This is a genomic window from Rossellomorea sp. GQ25, assembly GCF_059758515.1.
The window spans coordinates 270,550-295,032 of sequence record NZ_JCAXEQ010000002.1; the positions used below are offsets into that span (position 1 = coordinate 270,550).

The 24,483-nt window shown below is 43.6% G+C and carries 22 protein-coding genes; 10 read left to right on the top strand and 12 right to left on the bottom strand.

The window, feature by feature from the left end; genetic code table 11:
• Positions 1–229 precede the first annotated feature (229 nt).
• From helD to AC6CIB_RS07140, 6 genes are all read right to left on the bottom strand, one after another.
• The gene (helD, locus tag AC6CIB_RS07115; protein WP_498279143.1) at positions 230–2,557 is read right to left on the bottom strand and encodes an RNA polymerase recycling motor HelD; all 2,328 of its coding nucleotides are present in this window, start codon (positions 2,555–2,557) and stop codon (positions 230–232) included.
• A gap of 254 nt (positions 2,558–2,811) precedes the next feature.
• Complete coding sequence (gene dsdA / locus AC6CIB_RS07120; protein ID WP_498279145.1) at positions 2,812–4,128, bottom strand: D-serine ammonia-lyase; 1,317 nt, start codon at positions 4,126–4,128, stop codon at positions 2,812–2,814.
• 207 nt (positions 4,129–4,335) lie between these two features.
• Entirely contained in the window at positions 4,336–5,280 is a 945-nt protein-coding gene (locus AC6CIB_RS07125; RefSeq protein ID WP_498279147.1) for a DMT family transporter, read from the bottom strand.
• Positions 5,277–6,512 (bottom strand): amidohydrolase, encoded by a 1,236-nt coding sequence (locus tag AC6CIB_RS07130; RefSeq protein WP_498279149.1) that lies wholly within the window; start codon positions 6,510–6,512, stop codon positions 5,277–5,279. Before AC6CIB_RS07130 ends, AC6CIB_RS07125 begins: the two co-directional genes overlap by 4 nt.
• Positions 6,513–6,530: 18 nt before the next feature.
• Positions 6,531–7,775 (bottom strand): amidohydrolase family protein, encoded by a 1,245-nt coding sequence (locus AC6CIB_RS07135; protein ID WP_498280503.1) that lies wholly within the window; start codon positions 7,773–7,775, stop codon positions 6,531–6,533.
• A gap of 69 nt (positions 7,776–7,844) precedes the next feature.
• Positions 7,845–9,365, bottom strand: a complete 1,521-nt coding sequence (locus AC6CIB_RS07140) for a glutathione ABC transporter substrate-binding protein (protein ID WP_498280505.1) — start codon at positions 9,363–9,365, stop codon at positions 7,845–7,847.
• Between the two features lie 235 nt (positions 9,366–9,600).
• Here AC6CIB_RS07140 and AC6CIB_RS07145 point away from each other — a divergent pair, with 235 nt between their 5' ends.
• The 8 genes from AC6CIB_RS07145 to AC6CIB_RS07180 all read left to right on the top strand — a co-directional run bounded on the left by AC6CIB_RS07145 (position 9,601) and on the right by AC6CIB_RS07180 (position 17,172).
• Positions 9,601–10,506, top strand: coding sequence for an ABC transporter permease (locus AC6CIB_RS07145; RefSeq protein ID WP_498279151.1), 906 nt, complete (start codon positions 9,601–9,603; stop codon positions 10,504–10,506).
• 16 nt (positions 10,507–10,522) lie between these two features.
• Positions 10,523–11,443, top strand: a complete 921-nt coding sequence (locus tag AC6CIB_RS07150; RefSeq protein WP_498279153.1) for an ABC transporter permease — start codon at positions 10,523–10,525, stop codon at positions 11,441–11,443.
• An 11-nt stretch (positions 11,444–11,454) separates the two neighbouring features.
• A complete protein-coding gene (locus tag AC6CIB_RS07155; RefSeq protein WP_498279155.1) occupies positions 11,455–12,447 on the top strand; it encodes an ABC transporter ATP-binding protein in 993 nt (330 codons plus the stop codon).
• The gene (locus tag AC6CIB_RS07160) at positions 12,444–13,424 is read left to right on the top strand and encodes an ABC transporter ATP-binding protein (protein WP_498279157.1); all 981 of its coding nucleotides are present in this window, start codon (positions 12,444–12,446) and stop codon (positions 13,422–13,424) included. Before AC6CIB_RS07155 ends, AC6CIB_RS07160 begins: the two co-directional genes overlap by 4 nt.
• Positions 13,425–13,493: 69 nt before the next feature.
• A complete protein-coding gene (locus AC6CIB_RS07165; RefSeq protein ID WP_498279159.1) occupies positions 13,494–14,258 on the top strand; it encodes a sensor histidine kinase in 765 nt (254 codons plus the stop codon).
• 16 nt (positions 14,259–14,274) lie between these two features.
• Positions 14,275–14,964 (top strand): response regulator transcription factor, encoded by a 690-nt coding sequence (locus AC6CIB_RS07170; protein WP_498279161.1) that lies wholly within the window; start codon positions 14,275–14,277, stop codon positions 14,962–14,964.
• 4 nt (positions 14,965–14,968) lie between these two features.
• On the top strand, positions 14,969–16,270 hold the full coding sequence (locus AC6CIB_RS07175; protein WP_498279163.1) for a hypothetical protein: 1,302 nt from the start codon (positions 14,969–14,971) through the stop codon (positions 16,268–16,270).
• A gap of 188 nt (positions 16,271–16,458) precedes the next feature.
• Positions 16,459–17,172 carry a Dph6-related ATP pyrophosphatase gene (locus AC6CIB_RS07180; RefSeq protein ID WP_498279165.1) on the top strand — a complete coding sequence of 238 codons (714 nt, stop codon included), beginning with the start codon at positions 16,459–16,461 and terminating at the stop codon, positions 17,170–17,172.
• A gap of 466 nt (positions 17,173–17,638) precedes the next feature.
• Here AC6CIB_RS07180 and AC6CIB_RS07185 read toward each other — a convergent pair whose 3' ends face one another.
• Positions 17,639–18,487 (bottom strand): STAS domain-containing protein, encoded by an 849-nt coding sequence (locus AC6CIB_RS07185; RefSeq protein ID WP_498279167.1) that lies wholly within the window; start codon positions 18,485–18,487, stop codon positions 17,639–17,641.
• A gap of 229 nt (positions 18,488–18,716) precedes the next feature.
• Between AC6CIB_RS07185 and AC6CIB_RS07190 the strand changes: the two genes are divergently transcribed.
• A complete protein-coding gene (locus tag AC6CIB_RS07190) occupies positions 18,717–19,391 on the top strand; it encodes a DUF421 domain-containing protein (protein WP_498279169.1) in 675 nt (224 codons plus the stop codon).
• Between the two features lie 226 nt (positions 19,392–19,617).
• Positions 19,618–21,195: a glutathione ABC transporter substrate-binding protein gene (locus AC6CIB_RS07195; RefSeq protein WP_498279171.1), complete on the top strand. Its 1,578-nt coding sequence runs from the start codon at positions 19,618–19,620 to the stop codon at positions 21,193–21,195.
• Positions 21,196–21,262: 67 nt separating this feature from the next.
• On the opposite strand, the gene AC6CIB_RS07200 is transcribed toward AC6CIB_RS07195, so the two are convergent.
• The 5 genes from AC6CIB_RS07200 to AC6CIB_RS07220 all read right to left on the bottom strand — a co-directional run bounded on the left by AC6CIB_RS07200 (position 21,263) and on the right by AC6CIB_RS07220 (position 24,482).
• On the bottom strand, positions 21,263–21,385 hold the full coding sequence (locus tag AC6CIB_RS07200; RefSeq protein WP_262371810.1) for a hypothetical protein: 123 nt from the start codon (positions 21,383–21,385) through the stop codon (positions 21,263–21,265).
• Between the two features lie 170 nt (positions 21,386–21,555).
• The gene (locus tag AC6CIB_RS07205; protein ID WP_498279173.1) at positions 21,556–21,936 is read right to left on the bottom strand and encodes a nuclear transport factor 2 family protein; all 381 of its coding nucleotides are present in this window, start codon (positions 21,934–21,936) and stop codon (positions 21,556–21,558) included.
• Positions 21,937–22,055: 119 nt separating this feature from the next.
• Positions 22,056–22,496, bottom strand: coding sequence for a Dps family protein (locus tag AC6CIB_RS07210; RefSeq protein ID WP_498279175.1), 441 nt, complete (start codon positions 22,494–22,496; stop codon positions 22,056–22,058).
• 192 nt (positions 22,497–22,688) lie between these two features.
• Positions 22,689–23,078, bottom strand: a complete 390-nt coding sequence (locus tag AC6CIB_RS07215; protein ID WP_498279177.1) for a VOC family protein — start codon at positions 23,076–23,078, stop codon at positions 22,689–22,691.
• A gap of 696 nt (positions 23,079–23,774) precedes the next feature.
• On the bottom strand, positions 23,775–24,482 hold the full coding sequence (locus AC6CIB_RS07220; protein ID WP_498279179.1) for a M48 family metallopeptidase: 708 nt from the start codon (positions 24,480–24,482) through the stop codon (positions 23,775–23,777).
• Position 24,483: the final 1 nt, after the last annotated feature.

Genomic DNA, 24,483 nt, shown 5'->3' on the forward strand with positions numbered 1-24,483 from the left:
TAAATGCGACTTTCTGGCCAGCCCCTTTTTAGACAGAATATACTCTGGAAGTACATCGATAACGTGAATGATACGAGATAAAAAGTTTAAGTAAATACCCCTATCATAAAGCATCATTCCTGGATCATGTTTTTGACCACAATCTTTCTGTACATCCCTTTGAACATTAATGGCGTGTCCTCTTTAACAGATAACGTTCCTTTATACTTTTCAACTTTGTGTTAACAATTTAAGACGGTTCGCTACTATAGAGGTCCGCTTCTATATGTTCAACTAATGGACTTGGTTCGCCTACGCTGAATAGCTGCAGCTCATGCATGGCTCTTGTGCAGGCTGTGTAGAATAAGCGGCTGAGGCTTTCGTCACCATATGATTGGGCAGATGCGTCATAAAGGATGACGGCGTCAAATTCGATTCCTTTTGCTAAATAGGCCGGGATGACGACCACGCCCTGTTCGTATTCAAGGGATGCGCTTTTCATGAGCTTGATTCCTTCCACACCGCTTAAGGAGGCGTATGCGGCTTCACTTTCTCTCGCAGATTTACATATGACGGCTACGGAATGATAGTCCCGGTCCTGCCATTCTTCTATTTTCGCTGCAATTCGCCCGTAAAGTTCATCGTAATCAGCGACCTGAGTGAGCACCGGTTTTTCCCCGCCCCGGTCAAATGGGGATATCTGGTCGCTGCCAGGCACAAGCCGGCGTGTGAACTCGATGATCGGCTTGGTCGACCGGTAGCTCTGATTCAGGTTGATCACGTTGGTTTCATCTTGTCCGTAGAGTCCAGTCAGTGTGCTGAAATCCACGTGCTCACGTGCATGTGCAAAGATGGCCTGATTAAAGTCGCCGAGCACGGTCATTTTTGCTGAAGGAAACAGACGTTTGATGAATTCGAATTGAAAAGGTGAGTAATCCTGAGCTTCGTCGATGAGCACATGCTTAATCGACGTATTGGTCTGAAAGCCGAGAATCAGCTCTTTTAACAACAAGAAAGGAGTCGCATCCTCGTAGGACAGTTCCCCTTCCTCGAGCATGTTCACTGTCGAACGGCAAATATCCTCCCACTCTTCAGGGATCTCCCCACTCCATAATGTGGAGATGTTCGCCGGATCAGCAAAAAGCTGATAATAAATTCCCTTCACGTCCACATATTGAAATCTCTCGATCGCTTTGCGCAGTCCCTTGAATCTCCTGCGAACGGTCAATCTGGCCAGCGCTTCATACTCGATCTCATAATCATTCGAAGGATTTTTCTTATGCAGTTGTTGATGCGCTTTGTGATAGTCCTCATTGCTCATCAGTTCGATTTCTTCTTCGACCCAAGGCTTGCTCCGTTCAATCTTCTCTGCTTCATCAATCTGTTTATTGATCCACTCGGTCAATTTCTCCAGCCTGTTATGAAAACGCAGTGACGTATCACTGGTATAAAATCGTTCCATGATTTGTCTTGCAGTGACGATCGGCTTTCCCCTAAACTTAATTCCCTTGAATCGCATCCCAGATTCCTCCAGTGACGTTCTGTATAATTTAATGATGTCAAAGAAATCCGTCGATGCCTTGAAGGAAATACTTGCCGTCCTGGTCCGGTACGATGGTGCATCCGTTTCAGTCAGGACGTATTCCAATTGACTGTATGGCCCTTCCAATTCGAACTCCTCACTCAAACGATGGTCCAAATATTCCTGAAAGGTCACCTGCTCCATATTCTCTTCACCAAGCTCAGGCAATACGTTCGATACGTAACTGTTGAACATGGCGTTCGGGGAGAACAGAATGATTTGATCCGCCTTGAGACTGCCTCGATATTTATAAAGTAAATACGCAATCCGCTGAAGGGCGGCCGATGTTTTCCCACTGCCCGCTGCACCTTGAACGATGAGCAGCCGGCCGTGATCGTGCCTGATGATCTGATTCTGCTTCTGCTGAATCGTAGCCACGATGCTGTGCATATGGGTATCGGTCCGCTTCCCCAGCACCTCCTGCAAAATTTCATCCCCAATCGTCAGGCTGGTATCGAACATGGAGTCGATGACGCCGTCCCGGATGAGATACTGCCATTTTTTCTCCAGCGTCCCTCCAATTATGCCACCGGGTGTGGTGTATTCTGCGGGACCTGGCGGATAATCATAGTAAACACTCGAAATCGGAGCGCGCCAATCATAGATCAGGAAATCCTCCCCACTTTGATCCGTGAGGGTGGCAATGCCGATATAGACCTTATCCGGCGCCGATTCTCCTTCTTCGGTAAAATCAATGCGCCCGAAATAAGGCTTGCCCTTCATGCGTTGTAGAGCGGATAACTTTTTTACTGCCTGTCTGTGAGTACTTTGACTAACGGTCAACACTTGTGCCTGCTGCCTTAAACTGAGGACGGTTTCCAAAAAATCATCGAACGTATCCGTATTCACCTTGACCTCATCCCAGAAGTGTTTGCGAATCTCCACCACTTCCTCTTGGCGCCGTCCGGTTTCATCCTCCAGACGTCCGATTTGCTCCACAATTGTCTCAATGACACGGTCCACACGTTTCTGCTCCTGCCGAATTTCAAGATTCATCCAAGCACTCCTTTTTATAAAAAAATTGAGGGTTGACGAAAGAGTAAATTATGTTATATAATTATTATTGAGGTAATATGTTTTAATTCACTCAATTTATGCGTTTCTGTTCTAATTTATCACAAATATCGATTCTAATCAATATAAATATGAAGACTGCCAAACGATTGATGATCGTTTGGCAGTTTTTTCTGTGGGAAAATAGAGGGACGGACCTTATGATTTCATTTAATCACAAGGTCCGTCCCTATGCATTATAGGAAACCATTCCCCTTAGCAACATAACTTTCCATAATTGATGCAGGCACTAAGTTCCCACCTGTCGCCCACACTAGATGAGTCGCTTGATTTAATTGAGTACTAGTTAACGAAAGGGTCTCAAGCTGCTTACGTATTTGCGGTAAGGTTGAGCCCAACATACCCGCAAGTGCGGAAGGTTCTAAAGAAATGGACTCTGATTTATGCAAAAGAGCCAGCATTTTAAATAAGTTCTCGTCATTGACTGTATACACACCGTTCACCAGTTCCTGCACCATCCTTCCTGCTAATGCTGAAGGACGCCCGACCGCCAGTCCATCGGCTTCTGTCCGATTGCTTAATCCTATATCCTGGACAGAAATATTTTCGTGTTTTCCGGTTGAAAGCCCAAGAAGCATACATGGAGAATTGGTTGGTTCGGCAAAGTAACAATGAACATGATCGCCAAATACATGCTTCAGCCCGTACGTCACCCCTCCAGGACCACCCCCAACACCGCATGGCAAATACACGATCAATGGATGACCACGGTCAACCTTTATCCCCTCTTCTTCAAACTGTTTCCTCAACCGAAGTGCAGCTACTGCATAGCCCATGAAAAGATCCTTTGAATTTTCATCATCTATGAAAAAACAAGTCGTGTCCTTCATGCATTGCTTTCGCCCCTCTTCAACTGCATAGGAGAAATCGTTCTGATGCTCGATCACCGTAACTCCTTTTTCTCTGAGGAGAGCCTTTTTCCATTCTTTCGCTTCACGTGACATATGAACCGTTACATTGAAACCAAGAGCTGCACCAATGGTTCCAATACTTAAGGCTAAGTTTCCTGTCGAGCCTACCGCAATGGAGTACTGTGAAAAGAACTCCTTAAACGAGCGATCGGCTAACACGGAATAGTCATCCGTCAGTTGAATCATATCGTGCTTAAGCAGGAGTGTTTCCGCAAGCTTTAGTACCTCGTAGATGCCTCCTCTTGCTTTAATGGAACCGGCAATAGGCAGCTCATTGTCACATTTCAACAGTAACTTTCCCGATATAGTGGTTTGATAATACTTTTCCAGTTCTTGCTGCATATCCGGGAGCCCTTGGATAGGTGACTCAATGATTCCATTCTTCCCTTCTGTTTCGGGAAAAGCTTGTTTTAGGTATGGAGCAAAACGGGTAAGCCTTCTTTCAGCTTCATAGATATCGGTTCCGTCATGGTTTATATTAGAATGGACGCAGGATTTTAGTGATGAGTTTGACCAAAAGGTCTCTTTCATTGCTTTTAGATCGGAAAGTAATGCAGGTTTCAAGCCGTATGTATGTTTCATCTTTCATTTCCCCCCTCAATTTACGTATCATTCTACAGAAGTTTTAGTGCCTTTAGAAGTTGAATGTTAACTATTTCTTGAAGGTAAAGAAATGGGTGGTTAGCTTGACACTCTTTGTAGAATTCTATGATTTTTTAGCAATTTCCGGGGAAATAGTTGTAGAAATTTGGAGGACGAGGCAACTCCCCCCTCGTCCAATAAGAATCATCATAGTGTATTTGAGTTTGTCGGGACAAGGTGCCTGTCCCCCTGTCCCAATTGCGTTCTTCGATTGGAATGGAAAGCCATTGTGACGCTCAATAAGATAATCATCGCACCGATCATTTGCATCCCGCTTACCGATTCCTTCAACACAATGTATCCGACCACCATTGCTACAAATGGTTCAACGTTCAATAGGAGTGACGTATTGGTCGATCCGACCCTTGATATACAATGATTCCAGATAAGCGGGCATATCCCATGCATGATGATCGCTGTAAAAAAAAGCAGCAACCAAATGCTGAAAGGGACAGGGACAGCCTTCAAAATGGAGATTTCAGAGAATGGCAAAAACACGGTCATCAAGAACAACCCCACCATGGTCGAATAAAAGGTCAATAGAATTGAAGAAAGATGCCTTGCATATCGTTCCACAAGAACCATGAAGACGGAAAATGTGAGCATCGTGAGAAAGATATATCCTTCTCCCATACCGATCACGATGGAACCTTTCTTCATGATGACTAGGAGCACGCCGAAGAAGCTGAGCAGGCTCCACATCCAGAAAAAAGGGCTTTTACGTTCCTTAAATACAACCGTATTGATAAGGGATGTACAAATGGGAGCTGTAGCCAGGATCAAGGCAGCCGTTACTGGTGATGCTTTAGTCAAGCTGGCATAAAAGCTCCAATGATTCAAGGTCACGCCAATGAAGCCGATGAAGATCAGTGGGACGATCATTGATTTCAACGAGGGAGCTTGTTTAATCGGTTTATAAAACAAAATCAGAAGAAACAAGGTAATAAAAATTAGCCTTAAAAAAGCGATTTCCATCGGCTTGAAATATTGTACTAAGATGGCTCCAAAAATAAAATTGCTTCCCCAGCAAATCACACAAAAAAGGAGGCCCATGTAGAGATACACGGGCTTTCCATTTATCTTTTCTTTCATTTCACCAACTCATGGGTACTCCAGAGAGACCCATATACCACTTTCCCTTTGTTCATCACGGCCAGTCGTTTCGGTCTTCTCGCAACGACCTCCGCTGATGAAGCGGCGTCCACGAAAACAAAGCTTGCATCATCTTCCACCTTCGGCCACTTGTATTCACCGGTTTTCGTCAATGCTGTTGTTCCTCCCGTAATCCACTTCAGACTGTCCCGTAAGGATACTTCATCGCTTCTTCTTGTCAGCTGGCCGTATTTATACACTTTCTCTAACACATCCCCGTGACCCAGTGGACTCCAGGAGTCATAGAATCCATCACACCCAAGATGGACCTTCACACCATGATCATCCAGGAGCTGGATTGGCGGAAGGGACTTTGTCAAAGGAATGGTCGACATAATCGAAACGCCATTTTTTCTCAAACGCTCTGCCAATTCAATTTGTTTAACTTCCGGTACCTCCCCGATACAGAAGGCATGACTGATGGCTGTCCGGTTCTGCCAGTTGGACTCTTCCACCATATCGATCCACTTATCGATCGTGTAGGTTCCCACATGCCCGCTATCGTGTAGATGGATGTCTACATCTGCTTTAAACTCCGTTGCGATATTCATCGTTTCATAGAGTGATTTTTCAATAGAGCGATCGATTCCTGCAGGGTCGAGGCCTCCTACCATGGTGGCTCCATTTCGCATCGCTTCTCTCATCAATGTCGGCACGGAATCTCTTAATAATCCATGCTGCGGGAAGGCAATGATATCTGCGGTGACCGCATGTTTATAATCGTCCAATGCCTCAATGACACCCTCCAGGTTCTTCAATCCAATGTATGGATCAATGTTTACGTGAGTGCGAATATGCGTTGAACCGTGTGAAAGGATTTCGTCGATCATCCGTTTCGCTCTTTGTTTGGTCGTGGGTGCGAGTTCTGTCAGCTCATCTGCCTCAAATTGCAGTCTTTCTTTCAGATTTTTAACGGGCTTCGTCGCTTTCCACCCAAGCGTTAGATATGTTTTGTCCAAATGGTTATGCATTTCTTTAAAGGTCGGAATGGCTAAGTGACCCTTCACATCATAGACCACATCAGCCGTCTCGGGTATGGATTGTGTATGAGGCAGCTGTTGGACAATTTTCCCTTCCTTGACCCCGAGATGAAATAGCTCTGTTTTCGTTTCCGTCATTCCTTCATTTTCAAAGTTTCCTACTTCAAGCTTCACATTTTTCAGCCAAATCATCGAAACCTCTCCCTTCTATTATTTATTGATCAGTACAGATTCAGATTGAGGCAGCGCCACTTTTTCCCCGTTCTTATAAACAGAATCAATTTTTGCTCTTCTTGCCACTGCTTCCGCTGAACAGCTTGCTTCCACCAGGACAAAGTCTGCTGCGTCCCCGACTTGAGGCCACACCTGTTTTCCTGCTTCATCCAACGGCGTGATCCCGCCGGATGCATATTTCCATGTACGGTTGATAGAGTACTCATCGATCAGTCGGAATCGTTCAGCAAGGATATTCAGCTTCTCGATCGTATCCCCGGTTCCAAAAGGGGACCAGTGATCGGTTAAGCTGTCATGACCGACGGATACCTGTAAACCATACTGATCCAGAGTTGGAACCGGGATGGTTGGACGGTTAATCGGAATGGTCGTGGTAATATCAATCTCTTGATCTTTCAGGATGGCCATCATATCTGTAAGAGATTGCCCCTCAAGGTCTCCAAGTGCAATGGCATGACTGATCGTGACACGCCCCTTCAAGTTCGCCTCCTTTGTAAAATCAGCAAGTCGTTCAAAGGTGAAAGCGCCAAGTGTGTCCGGGTCATGAAGGTGTATGTCGACACCGGCATTATGCTCAGTGGCAATGTCAAACGTCGTATAGAGTGAGTGATCGATATGGCGGTCCACTGTCGCCGGATCGACTCCGCCGACAAGGGTGGCACCATTTTTCATGGCTTCCCGCATCAGTTCCACAGAGTTGCTGCGCAGAAGCCCATGCTGAGGAAACGCCACTATGTCATAGGTTAAATGATTCTTGTATTTCTCCAATGCCTTCACGGTGACTTCAAGGTGCTTTAATCCTGAAGTCGGTTCGATATTGCAGTGAGTACGGATATGAGTGTGGCCATTTTGAAGCAGCAGCTCGATCATCTTTTCCGCCCTCTCCTGGGCATATGGCAATTGCTTTGGCAGCAACTCCTGTTCTTCTTCTATTCTTGTAAAAATTCCTTTTGTGATTGGACGGCAGGCTTTCCATGGGCCGCTGTAGTAGGTCTTGTCTATATGGATATGCATTTCACGAAAAGAAGGCAGCATCAGATTCCCTTTTGCATCTATCACGGCTGTTCCAGCTTCAATCTCTGACTCGTCATTTGTGATGGCCGTAATCTTTCCATCTTCTATTTTGACATGGGCACATTCGGTAAGGGTTCCTGTCACGACTTGATTCTCTTTCTCAAATCCCGTTTCCATTCTCACATTTTTCATCCATATTGTTTTCATCATAATCAACCTCCCATTTTTATTTACAGGTATTTCGGATGGTGCTCTTTCACCACCCGAATCATCCCCTTATTCGATCGTTGCACCATTCACCATTAAGTAGTTGGCAGCACTCAACCAGAAATCCTTCACTTCATTGTTGTATACTGCTAAATGCTCGTAATTTCGAATAGGAATATATACCGCTTCTTCCATTTCAATAGTCATGGCTTCTTCATATAATTTCTTTCTTACATCCGGGTCCACTTCTTTTCTTGCCTGCACGATGAGTTCATCAACTTTTTCATTGGTGTAATAGAAATGATTTCCTGGTGAACCGTGGGAAGCAGAGTGGAACAAGTTGTATTGGTTGTAGTCTCCGTCACCGGTTGCATTTCCCCATCCACCGATGAACATATCTTGTTCTCCTGTGTCTACGGCTTCAATATACGCACCATATTCCAGGACCTGAATACTGACTTTGATGCCGATTCCCTTCAGCTGGGACTGAATGACTTCCGCCATATTGATCCGTTCTTTACGGTCACTTGTAATCAGTGTCAGCTCCAAACCTTTTTCAAATCCTGCTTCTTTCAAAAGCTCCTTGGCAGAATTCGGGTCATACTCATACGGTTTCACTTTTTCACTATGACCGAATACTTTTGGACTCATCGCGGCATTTGCCAATGTTCCCACACCGTTATAGACACCTTTTATGATCGCTTCTCTTTCAATGGCCATGGAAATGGCTTGTCTTACCTTTACATTATCGAAGGGCTCTTTTTGTGTATTGAATCCGACATATTCGACGGCTAACCCTTCTGTTCGATACAGATTCAATGTGTCAGAGCTTTCGATGCGTTCGATTTCAGTCACAGGCACTTGATCACTGATATGAGCTTCACCCGTTTCAATCATCGCTAATCGTGTCGCGTCCTCTGGTACAACCTGAAACTCGATTCCATCAATATTCGGCTGTTCTCCCCAATACTCTTCATTTTTTTCAAGCGTGATGGACTGACCTGACTTCCAGGATTCGAAGGCAAACGGCCCGGTTCCGATCGGGTGCTTAGCAAGACTATCAGGATTTTCTTTCACCGCTTTCGGGCTCATGATGCTTCCTTCGTTACTTGCAAGGATCGATAATAGAGGTGCATAAGGAGCATCCAGCTTGAACTGCACTTTATATTCATCCAGTACGTTAATTTCTTTGATCATCCCGAGCTTATCCTTTTGAGGAGACCCTGTGTTTGGATCCAGTAAGCGGTCGAACGTTACTTTGACAGCCTCTGCGTTAAATTCAGATCCGTCATGGAACATGATTCCCTCATTTAATGTGAATTCCCACGTCGTATCGTCCGGCTGCTCCCAGCTCTTCGCCAGTGACGGAACAATGTTCATTTCTTTATCAAACGTCACAAGGCTCTCGTACACCTTTTGGTAAAGTACATTGGCGGACGGAATATCTGTGATGAAGTGAGGATCCAAATTGGTTGCATCGGATAATCGGACGACCTTCAGTACACCGCCTTCTGATTCACCACCTTGTTTGCTTGCCGTTTCACTTTCTACATTACTTGTTGAACACGCCTGGGTAATGAGCATGACCATCACGATCAGCAGCCCTGCGAAACCCTTGAACAGCTTCTTTTCTTTCAATTCATCCACTCTCCTTTTCCGTATTGTTATTGCCTATCTGCATTATAAAAAAGAAATCAACAAATGATTTTCAATATCTTTACCAACTTTTTAATTATTTTGACAATTCAAACTTATCATCTTTTCTTTCCACCCCTCTTCCTCTATCTTTGAATTACACAAACCATTTCAATGAGGAGGAAACGTCATGTCGACAGAACTTAAAGTTCAAGAAATTCAATCACCCATACTTGAGTCAAAGCCCAGCCTGTTTGAAACAAGAATCAAACCATTTTGGGAAACCTTTTCAAGGAACAAGGCAGCAGTAGTCGGTGGAGGGATCATTCTCTTCTATATACTCATTGCCCTGTTTGCTCCTTTACTGGCTGTATATGATCCTTATGAAATCCAACTGGACAATAAACTGCAGCCCCCAAGCACAGAGCATTGGATGGGGACGGATGATAAAGGACGGGATATCCTTGCAAGGATTCTTTACGGCTCCCGTCTATCAATGGGGGTCGGCTTTGCCGCAGTCGGCTTCGGTGCTTTCTTTGGTATCATCATGGGGTTGATTTCAGGGTTTTACGGAGGATGGGTCGATACCTTCATTAGCAGAATCCTGGATGTCATGCTTGCTTTCCCCGGGATCCTATTGGCTCTTGCCATCATCTCTGCCCTGGGACCAAGCCTTGTGAATGTCATGATTGCCGTCGGGGTGTTCTCCATTCCTTTATTTGCAAGGGTTGTCCGGGGATCCACGCTGGAAACGAAGAAGCTTGAATATATTGATGCCATTCGGTCGCTTGGAGCTAATGATTTCATCATCATCTTCAGGCACATCCTGCCGAACATTTTATCTCCCATCATCATTCAAGGATCCTTGCGACTCGCCACCGCTATCCTTTCAGCAGCGGGATTATCCTTCCTTGGATTAGGGGCACAGCCTCCTTCACCTGAATGGGGTACGATGTTGTCCAGCGGAAGGGACTTTTTATTCACCGCTCCCTACATTGCCCTCTTCCCAGGGATGGCCATTTCCATTCTCGTACTCGGCTTTAACCTGTTCGGGGACGGCCTTCGGGACGCACTCGATCCGAGACTGAAATCATAATAAGGAGGAATATGAAATGATATTGTACATTTTCAGAAGATTAATAGAAATCATCCCCGTCATATTCGGTGTGACCCTGGTTGTCTTTCTCATCATGCAGATGGTTCCTGGAGACCCGGCTATCATACTTGCAGGGGAAGGGGCCTCGAAAGAAGCGATCAACCAACTACGGACAGAGCTCGGCTTGAACAGGCCCCTGTATGTCCAATATGGAGAATACATCATGAATGTCTTCCAAGGTGACCTTGGACAATCTCTGAAGAGTCAGCAGCCTGTTATCCAGGAAATCATGACCCGCTTACCGATCACGATTGAACTTGCCTTTTACAGTATTCTCATTACGATTGTCCTTGGAATGACAGCAGGGATCATTTCGGCAGTCCGACCGTACTCACCTACAGATATTTCAGTGATGATTGTCGCTTTATTAGGGATTTCCCTGCCAAGCTTCTTTCTTGGCCTGCTATCCATCTATTTATTCTCTGTAAAACTTCAGCTTTTACCTGTAGCAGGATGGGACAGCATGCTGCACATCATTTTACCGGCCTTTACGCTCGGGGTCGGAGGAGCCGCCATCGTAGCCAGAATGACCCGTTCCAGCATGCTTGAGGTCGTGAGGCAGGATTATATCCGGACTGCTCAGGCAAAGGGTTTGAAAAGCTTTGCCATTATTTATAAGCATGCACTTCGTAACGCATTGATTCCCGTCATCACAGTGGTCGGCCTTCAGTTTGGGGCATTGCTCGGAGGGACGGTATTAATCGAATCCGTCTTTGCCATCAATGGACTTGGCCGTATGATCGTTGACTCGATCCGTACCCGAGACCTCCCGATGGTTCAGGGCGGGGTACTGGTCGCATCCCTGGTCTTTGTGATCGTCAATCTATTCGTAGACGTTTTATACCGATTCTTTAACAAACGAATTGAACTTAACTAGGAGTGGTTGTTATGAGTAATGTAGTCTTGGAAGTAAAGAACTTAAAAACCCATTTCACTTCGAAAAAAGGAGTGACGAAAGCCGTTGATGGAATCGATTTTGTCCTTCACGAAGGAGAGACGCTTGGGATCGTAGGAGAATCGGGCTGTGGAAAAAGCATGACCTCCCTTTCGATTCTTCGTCTTGTCCCCTCCCCTCCCGGAAAGATAGTGGACGGGACCATTGAATTGAAAGGAAAGGACATCCTTAAAATGTCAGAGTCCGAGCTTAGAAAAGTGCGAGGGAACCTGATTTCCATGATATTCCAAGAGCCTATGACGTCATTGAACCCTGTCATACCGGTTGGGGAGCAAATTGCAGAAGCTGTTCGCATTCATCAAAAGCTCGGAAAAAAAGAAGCATGGAAGAAAGCGGTCGAAATGCTCGAATTAGTAGGCATCCCTTCGCCTGAACAAAGAGCGAAACAAGAGCCTTTCCAGCTGAGCGGCGGAATGAGGCAACGTGTCATGATCGCCATGGCCCTTGCCTGCAACCCGGAGGTCCTTATTGCGGATGAACCGACCACTGCATTGGATGTGACGATCCAGGCGCAAATCCTTGAGCTGATGAAGGATCTTCAGAAAAAGTTGAATATGGGCATCATCTTCATCACCCATGATTTAGGAGTGGTAGCTGAGCTATGTGACAAGGTGGCGGTCATGTATGCGGGACAAGTGGTGGAATATAGTTCGACGGAACAATTATTCTCAAATCCGAAGCATCCATACACAAATGGGCTGCTGTCTTCATTACCGAAATTGCATGAAGACCAAGTAGAGCTGGAAACGATGCCGGGCAGTGTCCCTTCCCCCTATAACATGCCAAAAGGATGCCGGTTTTCTCCTCGCTGTGCATTGGCGACTGCACGATGTCATGAGGAAGAGCCACAGCTCAATTCCTTAAAGGATGACAGTCAAATCAGATGTTTTTTATATAACGCCGAGAAAGAGGTGCAGATGACATGACCGCTGTGATGACCGAAAAAAAACCTATTTTAGAAGTGAAGGGCCTGAAGCAGTACTTCCCTATCAAAAGGGAGTCATTGTTCCAGCCGAAACAAGTGGTGAAAGCCGTGGATGATATCACCTTCACGCTGTATGAAGGGGAAACCCTCAGTATCGTAGGTGAGTCCGGCTGCGGCAAATCGACAACCGGCCGTGCCATCCTACAGCTGGATAAGCCGACGGAAGGCAGCATTCAATACAAGGGATTGGAATTGAACAGGCTATCCAAAAAGGAATTAAGAAATATGAGGGGAGATATCCAGGTCATTTTCCAGGATCCGTTTGCCTCCTTGAATCCGAGACAAACCGTCAGAAAGATCCTGAAAGAAGCCATGACCATACAAAAAGTACTGCCCCCTTCCAAACACGAAGATCGTATGAAGGAATTATTGGACTATGTGGGCCTTCCGATTACATCACTGGACCGTCTTCCCCACGAATTCAGCGGTGGTCAGCGACAGAGGATCGGAATCGCACGGGCATTGGCGGTCAATCCGAAAGTGATCATTTGTGATGAAGCCGTATCGGCACTGGATGTATCCATTCAGGCACAAATCTTGAACCTGTTAAAGAAACTTCAGAAGGAATTGAAATTGACGTACCTCTTCATTTCCCATGATTTAAGTGTTGTACGTCATATATCAGATCGGGTAATCGTGATGTATCTGGGGAAGGTTGTCGAAATCGGTACAAAGCATGAGCTGTTCGACAACCCTACCCATCCGTATACCAAAGCCTTGCTTTCGGCCATACCAGTACCTGATTTTTCTAAGAAAAGAGAAAGAATCCTTTTAAAAGGGGATGTCCCTTCCCCATTAAATCCGCCATCCGGTTGTAAGTTTCACACCCGCTGCCCTCTGGCAACGGATTTGTGTATAGCAGAACTGCCTCCAATGACCGGTCATGAGGAACATTTTACAAGGTGTCATTATGTCTAAAGATATTTTCAGAATCTTAGTTTTCTTATAAAATAGAAAGTATGACTCATCCCTTTAGGAGTTCTTCACATGATTACACAAGAATCCTTTTCATTTTATATCATGCTGTCCGTATTAGCCCCAATCATTGGGGCTTTTAGCTTATTATTTCTCTTTCTATTTGAAAAACGATTGGACCAACTGGAGAAAGAAAAGAACGAACTTCTTCTGGAACAGGAACTGCAGGAAGCTAAATACAACCAACTGAACCAACAGATCCAGCCCCACTTTTTTTTCAATACACTTAATGTTATTTTGAGCCTGGCACGTCTGAATCGCAAGGGAGAACTGATTTCTGCCATCGAGGTCCTTTCCAAATACTTTAAGTTCAAATACAAACAGACTGACCCGTTGATCACCATGGAAGAGGAGATCCAATACACCCAATACTATCTCGACATTCAAAGGCTGAGATTCAGAGAAAGGCTCGATGTAGTGTGGAGCGTGGAAGAGAGCTGCAATGCTTCCCTGGTTCCCCCTTACCTCCTGCAGACCCTTGTAGAAAACGCCTTTAAGCATGGCCTTGAAAAGCATCCCGGACAAGGTAAGCTGATCATCATCCTGAATGAGCAGAGGAACAAAGTGTACTTAGAAGTATGGAACAGCTCATCCACTGCTTTGGACGCGCTTGACACTCGAAAGGATGATCGGGGAATTGGATTACACAATATCCAGAAGCGATTGCAGATGCTCTTCCCGAAGGAAGAAATCCTCATTCAGCTGAATGAAGAAGCCAAAGGAACGAGCGTCCAGATCTTCTGGCCTCATATGACCAAAGAAGACACCATTACTTGATGAAGGAGGAAGCGTAATGCATATTTTGCTCGTTGACGATGAGCCCCTTGAACTGGAGCAGCTCAACTATATGATTCACGAAAAATATCCTTATTGGACGATTCATACAGCCGCGGATGCGTCACAGGCGTTAAAGATCCTGACGGAACATCCGATTCGCCTTACGCTTCTCGACATTCAACTGCCTGGTAAATCAGGGATCGAACTCGGGATTGAAATGAAGAAATATGAACATATCGACATCATTATGGTCACGGCCTACCAATCATTCGATTATGCCCAGGCCTCCCTGCGACTCGGGGCAAAGGATTATTTAACAAAACCGATTATTGAAGAAGAATTATTTCAAGTTCTCGACCAATATAAATACGCATCCATCCAATCCCATATCGTGCAGGAAGCGTTAACGATCATCCATGAACAATACAGCGATAAGCTCTCCCTTTCATCATTGGCGAGCCAGATCCATATCAATGGTACGTACCTGAGCAGGAAGTTTCATGAAGAAATGGGGATCAGCTTCTCTGAATACCTAAATGATTTCAGAGTCCAGGCCGCACAGCGATTACTTCGGCAGGACACCGAAAAGTCCATTTCTTCTATATCTGAAGCGTGTGGATTCAGCAGCCAGCACTATTTCAGCTCATTATTTAAGAAGCAAACGGGATACACTCCAAGGGAATACCGGATAAGAGAGAAGGTATAAATGAATGAAGCCACGAACGTATCGTGAGTATATACAAGGAACCATCACGTTTGGAGTGGCGTATGGAGTCGTTTCGCTCCTGGCGAGATGGGTGACTGGCAATACGATTTTGTCTTCTCCTGAAACACTTGTTAAATATGGACTGCTTGGCGGAATTGGCTATGCCATGATGGGAGCCATCGCTCTCTTTCTATTCGGGTGCATCACCCCCTATATCAGGGAACGATTTCCAAACTCCATGACTCTTGGGGATGTATTGAAAGAAAGGCTCCGGGGCCGGTCATACTGGTTCGTCATGTGGGTATTGCTCCTGACAAGCCTTGACTCCCTGCTCATACAAGCACTTGGGGCAGGTGTGTTATTCCACTTTCTATTAAAAACACCGATTTATGTAGGGTTACTCGTATTTTTTCTATACTGCTTCCTGTTGTCCATAGGAGGCATGAAGCAAATCCATCGCTTTGAAGGGATTCATATCTCGTTTATTTTCGCAGCCATCATCCTGATTCCCGTTTATTTTTTTATCCAAAAAGGTATTTTTCCCGTTTACGATGGATTGCTCCTGTACCATCCCTATTTATTATTTCTGAAACATAATGAAATCACCTTGTTCATTCTTACCGCATTTCTGATTGGATTCGGACAAGTATTGATCGACCGGGCGAGCTGGCAGCGAATCTATATCATTGAAAAATCCAAGGTGCGAACATCCTTTATGATGGCCGGAATCATATGGGCGACCATTCCCCTTGCCTTCACTGCAATTGTACTGATTGCGGTTTATGGGCAGGGCTTTGAAAACATTTATTCCATATTGAGTCAACTGGTGGAGAAAATCGACTCATTGTTCCTGCTTCTATTATTTATCGGCTGCTGTTTCAGTGCCATTGCATCAACCGTGGGGGCAGAGCTCCATGCCACCTCGATCATGGTCATCCGTAATATGTTGAACCATACGTTCGATTGGAGTGAAGACCAGCAATTGAAAAAGACCTATTTGGTCTCCGGTGTGCTTTCCCTATCACTCTTTCTCATCAGCTCGATCTTGTCACCGAATCTGATGGAGCTCATCTTCTTTTTTGCCCAGGTGTATGCTGCCATAATCCCGACCATGCTGGCGGTCATCTTTTATAAAAGAACGATCCCGGTGCTCGTCCCTTATTGTTCGTTGATAGGTTTAGGGACCGGGTTGCTGTCTCTTTTAAGCTATAATTCAATTCAATCGACCTGGATCAGCTTTTTCGTGTCGAGTGGGTTAATAGTGATATCGCTGGTGGTTAATGAGATTCGGATTCATAGAAAATGAAACCACATTAGTAATGGTCCCAGTAAAAGAGGCGTCAAATAGGCGACTCTTTTGTCCTTATGGACTAAGGCATTTACTTATCGCAGGCTGGTATAATGTTATCTATAAAGCCCCATCGTGATAGAATGAAAGAAACGATGAAACCAGTTAGAAAAATATTAAAAACCATTAAGGAGGAAATTATAAGAATGACAGAATCTAAGGAATGGAAACATGGTGCTCACGGGCATTCATTCATCACTTCGTTTAGCGGAGGAAAAGATAGTGTTTTAGCTCTATACAAAGCATCGAAGGATGGAGACGCTATCGGCCTGATTGTGATGCTGGAGGAAGAAGGAAAGCGTTCCAGATCACACGGGATGCCTCCGGAGCTTATCCGTGCACAAGCGGAATCGATCGGTTTGCCCTTATTCACAGCAGCTGCCAGTTGGACAGATTATGAAAAAGTCTTCATGACCCTTTTAGAAAAAGCAAAGAAACAAGGGGCAGAAGTGTTAGTAACGGGAGACCTGGATATGCCTGAACACGGCTGCTGGCATGAAAAAGTGGCGAAAAACGCAGGCATGAAGCTTGGGATGCCTTTATGGGGAATGAATCATCGTGAAGCTGTCGAAGAGTTTATCAATTTAGGATTTGTATCCATCCTTGTAACGGTTAATTTATCCCTTGGCATGCGCCGAGACGATTTAGGGCGCACGTTAACCCATGAATACATAAAGGAACTTGAAGCCCGAGGGATTGATCCCTGCGGTGAAGGTGGAGAGTTCCATACCACAGTAGTAGATGGACCGATTTTCAAACATCCTATTCCCGTTTTAAAACGTGAGATCATGAAAGACGGAGATTATGCTTTTTTGCCGTTGGAGCTGGATCAAATGTCGGATAGTCGCGTTAGAAAGTAACCTCAATGAACATTGAATAAAGAAAAAGCTGGGGATCAGATGATTGTTCTTCCGCTTATTGCCCCTTTTCTGGAATAACAGTCTTTTGTTAATTTATATCATTAAGATTAGTTGACCATTTAATCATTCATTCTATTGTTTCTATTCAAGGGCTCTTTTCGTAAAGAGTGTTGTTTTTTAACATAAGTCTATCAGGGGTCTGTCAACCAGTGTGCTATAGATGGGAGGGAAACGCTCCGCTTACAGCAAGCGTTCGGCCGAGCATTCTGTATAGCGGAATTCAACTCCTGCTTTCTTATGTTAAAGTAGCAACAAAGTTTACGAAAAAGAGCCTTTTAAAAAATGCATATGGTTCTTTTATTTTTCTATAACCACCAAAACCCGGTTACCCGGAAACCATCTATTTGTAACTTTTCTTTACAGATTGGGTATAAAACTGACCAAGCCTATAAATAAAATTATTAAATTAAAATTGCACTCCTGATTCCAACACCAGGTGTTCTTTGAGTGTTTGCTGTAATGTACCCTTTGTCTCTACTTGGCTGTAAAATGCCACTCCTGTATCAATTATTTTTCTGACTAGCTCTACCCGAAGCCCTGTAAGGATTGCTTTGCATCCCATCATATTAATTCCGTTTAAGATCTTCTCAAATTGAAAAATGACATCCAATTCCATTTCCGCAATACCTGATAAATCTATAATAAGGGTTTGAATTTTCATAGAACTGATTCCCATCAATACTTTTTCTTCCAGTGTATGGACACGATTGGTATCTATCATTCCAATTAAAGGCAATACCGCAATCGAGCTATTGATCGGGATGATAGGTACCGATAGATTTTCCACCAGCTTTTTCTGAGACAATAGCAGTCCATCTTTGTAATCAGAATAACTGATAAAGAAATTATTCAGGAACTGATCAACGCTGTCATTAGTTCTTTTTTCCAAATCAAAGAATTTCTTTCTTGGAGATTCATTATCCTCATTCTGATCATCATATTGATAAAGGAAATACCATAAAGTTCTTCTAATTGCATGTACCCATTCCAGTTTGAATGAAAGTGTGAGAGAATGTTGCGCCCATGCAATACCCTCTACTTTTGCAAATTCAATCAGCTCTTCTTCTTTGTTTTTAACGATATAGTGAGCTAAAATTTCTGCATTCTTTAATAGATCGATGTTTCCTTTTTCTAGAATATCATTGATTTTGCTCCCAACATTTACAGCTTCAGATAAGAGTATTTGCTTAAATTCCTCTCTGTTAGCCGTAAGAAAATCCGCTACTTTTTCCTTATTTTGGAATCCGCCACTCATAATAACACGCTCCTTTTTTTATTCCGGATATATTCATTATTCGTGTCTATTAATGAAAATCCTTCAAAAACAAAGGTTTTAAATAAAAATGGAACATTTTATACCTATATTATTTAAGAGCACCCTTTCCTGAATTAAACAAGAATCTTTTTAGCTTGTATGGTCAAACATAAAAAGATTAGAAATATAACACGATCATGGTGTTTGCTTGAATGGAGTTTTTTATATTATGAAAGTCATATATCTTACCACTGAACTTATCATTGGATTTTTCCTTCTTTTTATAATCGTTAAGCTTGTTGGGAAGAAAATCATTAATCAAATTTCCCCCTTCACTTTTATTGCCGCTATTGTATTGGGAGAATTACTTGGTAACGCATTATACGACCATGAAATCGGTGTTTTATATATTATATACTCAATGGCATTATGGGGCGGTTTACTTTTCTTGGTCGAATATCTTGGACAAAAGTATCTAGCGTTTCGTGGCATTTTTGAAGGAAAACCGTCTGCTCTTATTAAAAATGGAATAGTTGATCGAGAAGAATTGAAAAAAAACCGAATGAATATCAATCAGTTGCAAAGCCTACTTCGGCAAAGCGAAACCTTTTCTATCCGAGAGGTTGCTTTTTGTTATTTAGAATCGAACGGCTCCATTAGCATATTAAAAAAGACAAAGTATCAAAAAACTACTCAAGAAGATTTCAATATGCCTATAAAATCTGTTTATGTTCCGGTTACCTTAATTCGCGATGGGGAAGTTTTATGGGATGAACTAATTGATTTAGGCTTTAATGAGTCTTGGTTAAAAAAACACCTCAAGTCACAAGGTATTTCTGATTATAAAGATATATTTGTAGCCGAATGGCTAGAAGATGACGGATTTTTTGTCCAAACTTATTAATCGGACCCTATCCTCGTAAGGCGTCACCTGTAAGTAAAGTGGCGCCGGATGCTTGGGACTACATTCGATTTGCCATGATGAACCTCAGAATAAACTCATCCGCCCATATTAAAACATCCTCCCAATACAAAAAGGTCAACAAAACAAAAAAAACAGTAAAGATATCTTAATTTTATAAGTCTGAAAATTCTTATAATTAAATAAATACGGAAGGGAGGATGAATAGATGAAGAAGAAGGTAAACAGCTTCAGGAGTAGGATTTTCATGATTGCAATAATGATACTGATGTTAGCGATTAGCGGTTGCTCCACCAATATGGGGGCAACTTCAGGTGACCAGGCTGATGGACAGGCTTCCAAGAAAGAAAATAGCCTGGTTATTGCCCGTCTATCCGATGTGGAGAATCTCGATCACCATTTTATGTCCACCATCAATGCGGCAAGTGTCACGCACGGTAAAATTTATGAGGGGCTTGTCGGCAGAGATAAAAATGCCAAAATCAAGCCGTTACTTGCTAAGGAATGGGAGCAGTTGGATGATACAACGTGGGAGTTCAAACTAAGAGATGATGTCTCGTTTCATGATGGGTCACCATTTAATGCCGAGGCTGTGAAGAAAACGTTTGATCGTTTAACAGACCCAAAGGTGGCTTCTCCTCGAGCGGTTGTATTCAAAATGGTCAAGGAAGTAAAAGTAGTCGATGATCATACCGTTCAATTTCTTTTATCTGAGCCCTTTTCCCCCTTATTATCCATCCTTGCGAGTCATGAAGGCGGAATCATCAGTCCGAAGACCATCGATAAATATGGAAAAGACATTATCCAAGAGCCGGTCGGCACAGGTCCATTTGTGTTCAAGTCATGGGAAACAGGAAAAGAGATCGTGTTTCATAGAAACGACGAGTATTGGGGAGATCAACCAACTATAAGCGAAGTCGTTTTCAAAGTCGTACCAGAAGAGACAACGAGAATTTCCATGCTTGAAACAGGTGAAGCCCATATTGCAGAACCTCTTTCTGTCACGATGATGGATTCGGTGAAGTCCTCCAATAATGTTGAAGTATACCGAAGTGAAGGCTTTGGTACCGAGTATGTAGGGTTCAATGTACAAAAGGAACCTTTCAATGATGTACGTGTCCGGAAAGCCATTTCCCATGCGGTTGAAATGGATTCCATCATGAAAGGTGTATTTAATAATATAGGAAAAAAAGCCAACTCCTTATTAGGATCTAAAGTGTTTGGCTATCATCCGGATATGAAGGCATATGAGTATAATGTAAACGAAGCCAAGCGGTTACTAGCGGAAGCAGGCTACCCTGATGGATTCAAAACCACATTGCTTACAATGGACAGTAAAGAAAGAATCAGTCTGGCTGAAGTCATGCAATCCCAACTCAAAGGAATTGGAATCGACTTAGAAATACAGATCCAGGAGTATGGAACCTTTGTAGAGCAAGCCACAAGTGGAAATTCAGAAATGTTCATCATCAGTTGGAGAAATGCTACAGGAGATGCGGATTATAATCAATACAATCTCTTCCACACCAATTCCCATGGACCTGCCGGAAATACATTTTTCTATAGTAATGATGAGGTAGATCAATTGATCGAACAGGCCCGTTCTGAAAAAGACCAAGAGAAAAGATTGGAGCTCTATGCGAAATCTCAGGAGCTGGAAATGGAAGACGCGGTCTATATTCCGGTCCGGGTGATTGAAAACATGGCGGCGATTCGAAACAACGTAAAAGATTTTTCTATCAGTCCTGCCGGTTATTTGGAAATCAATGATATCAGCATAGACTAAATCACGGTTTGATTGAAAGGGAAACAGCTCCCTTTCAATCTTATTTAGCAATAAATCAATTTCTACTCTACTTATTCTTTCTTTCCTGCGCTTTAATGGCCACCTTTTCGAGTCCATTTTGTGCAAATTCAACATCTGACTTCGGCATCGCTTTATTATTCTTAAGGTCCTTATTCTTCTGCTTAGACATTCTTTCACCACCCTGTACGTTTTGTTTATATAGTGCACATGGATGCCGACAAATATGAAAACTCTCGTATTTTTTCGTCCCCGACTTCCACCTGCTTTGTGTTTTATATGCTGGTTGATAACCCACTACTAAAAAAATAAGCCGACTCCAATCGGAATCGACGAAAAAAATTAAAAAACCCCATTCTCATTAGGTGAATCCTCTGGAATGGCTTGCCCAACATCCCACAATTCAACAATCCGGTCATCCTGGAAACGGAAGATATGGACGACAGCCCCTCCAAGGTCAGCTGGATTCTGTCTCACATGTGAGTGGACCGCAACCGTGTCACCTTCCTGGATGGCTCGTTTAACTTCGAGTATCTTGTCCGGGTTCCCGGCTGCATTCTCCTCCATGGCAGACATAAGCGAATCTGCATCCCCGGGAAAATACGGATTGTGGTGGCGAAAGTCAGGACCTACATGACTCTCGTATGCTTCGCGGACGTTCCCTGATGCGACAAGTTCCAGAAATGAGACTGCTCTTTCTTTAATGGTGAGTGAACCATTCATTTCAATCATCCTTTCATTTCAACCGTGATACATTTCATTTTAAAGGAAAAGGATGGAATTGGCGAATGAATGTCCTTTGTAAAAAAGCATTGGACCATGCAGGTCAATGCTTTTTTGGATTATCGCTTATTAAATGCATTCAACATCCAAATGTGCTGTTCCAGGGATGTTTTAATTCCGATAAATAAATCAGCTGTAGGTTGATCCTGAGAATCTTCTGCTGCTTCAATGATTTTCTTGGAATCCTTTACGATTTGTTCAAAATCGTTCACTAAGGAGTCCACCATTTCAGTGGACGATTCTTTTCCATTGGATTCTTCAATGGTAGCCGTTTCAAGGTACTCTTTTAATGTAGCGATTGGCTTCCCTTTAATGGTCAGAATTCTTTCTGCCACTTCATCAATGTAATTTCCTGCTTCGTTGTAGTACTCTTCAAATTTCTCATGTAATGTGAAGAATTCCGGACCCGTTACATACCAATGATAATTGTGTAGTTTTGTATAAAGGACGTTCCAGTTTGCAAGTTGTTTGTTGAGTGCTGCGACTAATTGTTGATTCATGTATGTTCTCTCCTTTTGTATGGTGATAGATGTATTATATCCTTATTTATAATAATTATCAATTAATAAGTATTATCGAAAATGGATTACATTCCTTATTTTTTCCACTGATTTTGATAAAATACGTTTTTCTTTAAAAATAAAACCAACAGGAGCAAACTCTATCCTTGAGTTCATTGCTCCCTGTTGGTTTTATAGATCTTTTTGTTCAATATTGAGTTCAATCAAATTACCATCTGGATCAACGCAGAATATTTGTGCGAATCCACTTTTTGATTGGGGTTTTTCGAGGATTTCCACTTCATTTTCTTTTAACCATTGGAGAGTATCATAGTAGTTCTCTACTCGAAGGGCAAAATGACCTTCCCTGCTGGATAGGCGTTTGTCCTGACGGATGGTCTGCGACGAGGGGTCGACGATCAAGTGGAGCTGCTGCCCCTCTATTTCATACCAGGCACCTGGAAAATCAAAGTCAGGACGCGTGATCTCGTTCAAACATAATGTTTTCCCATAGAAATCTTTCGCTTTTTCCAAATTTGTCACCGTAAGACTTACGTGATGGAGACACGTATATTTAATCAAAATCCTCACTTCTTTCTTTTTATTTGGCTCTTTTCGTAAAGATTGTTGTTTTGTACCATAGGATCTGCATGGAGCTCTGTCAACAAGCATGTGCTGGATGGTGAGGGGAACCGCTCCGCTTTCCGCGGACGTTCGGCCGAGCCTCCTCAGCTTCGCTTCCGGGGTCTCGACACGCCCGTTCTTCCGCAGGAGTCTACGCAGTTCCCCTCACCATCTATAAGAAAATTTCGTGACAGAGCTTAATAGTGACAAAAAAATCTAAAGAAAACAGAATTTCTAGAGTAAATCAACCACTGCTTTCTTTTTTCTATAAAAGAGGTTGTTTTTTTAAAAGTTTGTTGTTTATATTAAGATTTTTTAGAAACTTATGCTGAGAAAGTTGATTCTCACTGCAGGTGCTCGACTCCTGCGGGACTAGCTGGACAGTACGAAAAGCGGAGGGGCTTTGCACAGGGGCGACAAGCATAAGTCGAGTCTGCTGAAAAGGCGCTTTTTGCCTTTTTGGCAGACTTGGCTTATGACCTCGAGCCCCTAAGCCCCGTAGCTGGACAGGTGAGACCCCGGAGGCGTGCCGAGGAGGCTCACCGCCAGCCCCGCGGAAAGCGAGCATCCTGTAGCGGAAATCAACTACTACTTTCTTCTCTAAGATAGCCACAAACTTTGCGAAAAGAGCCTTTTATTTTCATGGATTGCAACTTACACCGTCATCTTCCAACTGGACAAGGCCAGCCACTGTTCTTTCTTCTTATAATCCGGCACGATTTTCCCGACAAGCCGCCAGAAGGACCGGTCGTGATTGAGGTGGACCATGTGGCACATTTCATGGACGACGACGTAGTCGATGACGTCCTGTGGGGCCATGGCAAGCTTCCAGTTGAAGGTCAGCTGCCTTCTCCCATCACAGGTACCCCAGGTCGTTTGACTGTCGGAGATGCGGATGGAACGGGGCTTGGTTTTAAAGTGACGTTGATGGGTCGCAATGCTTTTCTCTACCAATGCTTTACACTGCTTGTAGTAAAAACGTTTTAAAGCCTGTTGGATGCGTTCACTCTCAAGCTCTTTTACTTTGATATGCAACGTCTTTCCGTCAAATGTGACATGTTCCTGTGTGATCTCCTGATTTTGAAAAACCTGTATGGGGAAAGAGTTCCCTAAATACAAGAAAGGTTCCCCATGATCATAGGTCTTCTCCTGCGGTCCATTCAGACGATCTTTCATCTCCTTCGATTTCTCCAGGATCACATCCCACTTATCCTCCAGCAGGCGGAACACCGATTCATCCGGGGTCCCTTTAGGTGCGTGGACTTCAATGTTTCCGAAGCTGTCCAAGTAAATGCCGATGGATGTCCGGTTCTTATATTTAATCTCAAACTGTATGGTCACACCAGAATAAGTATGGTTCATC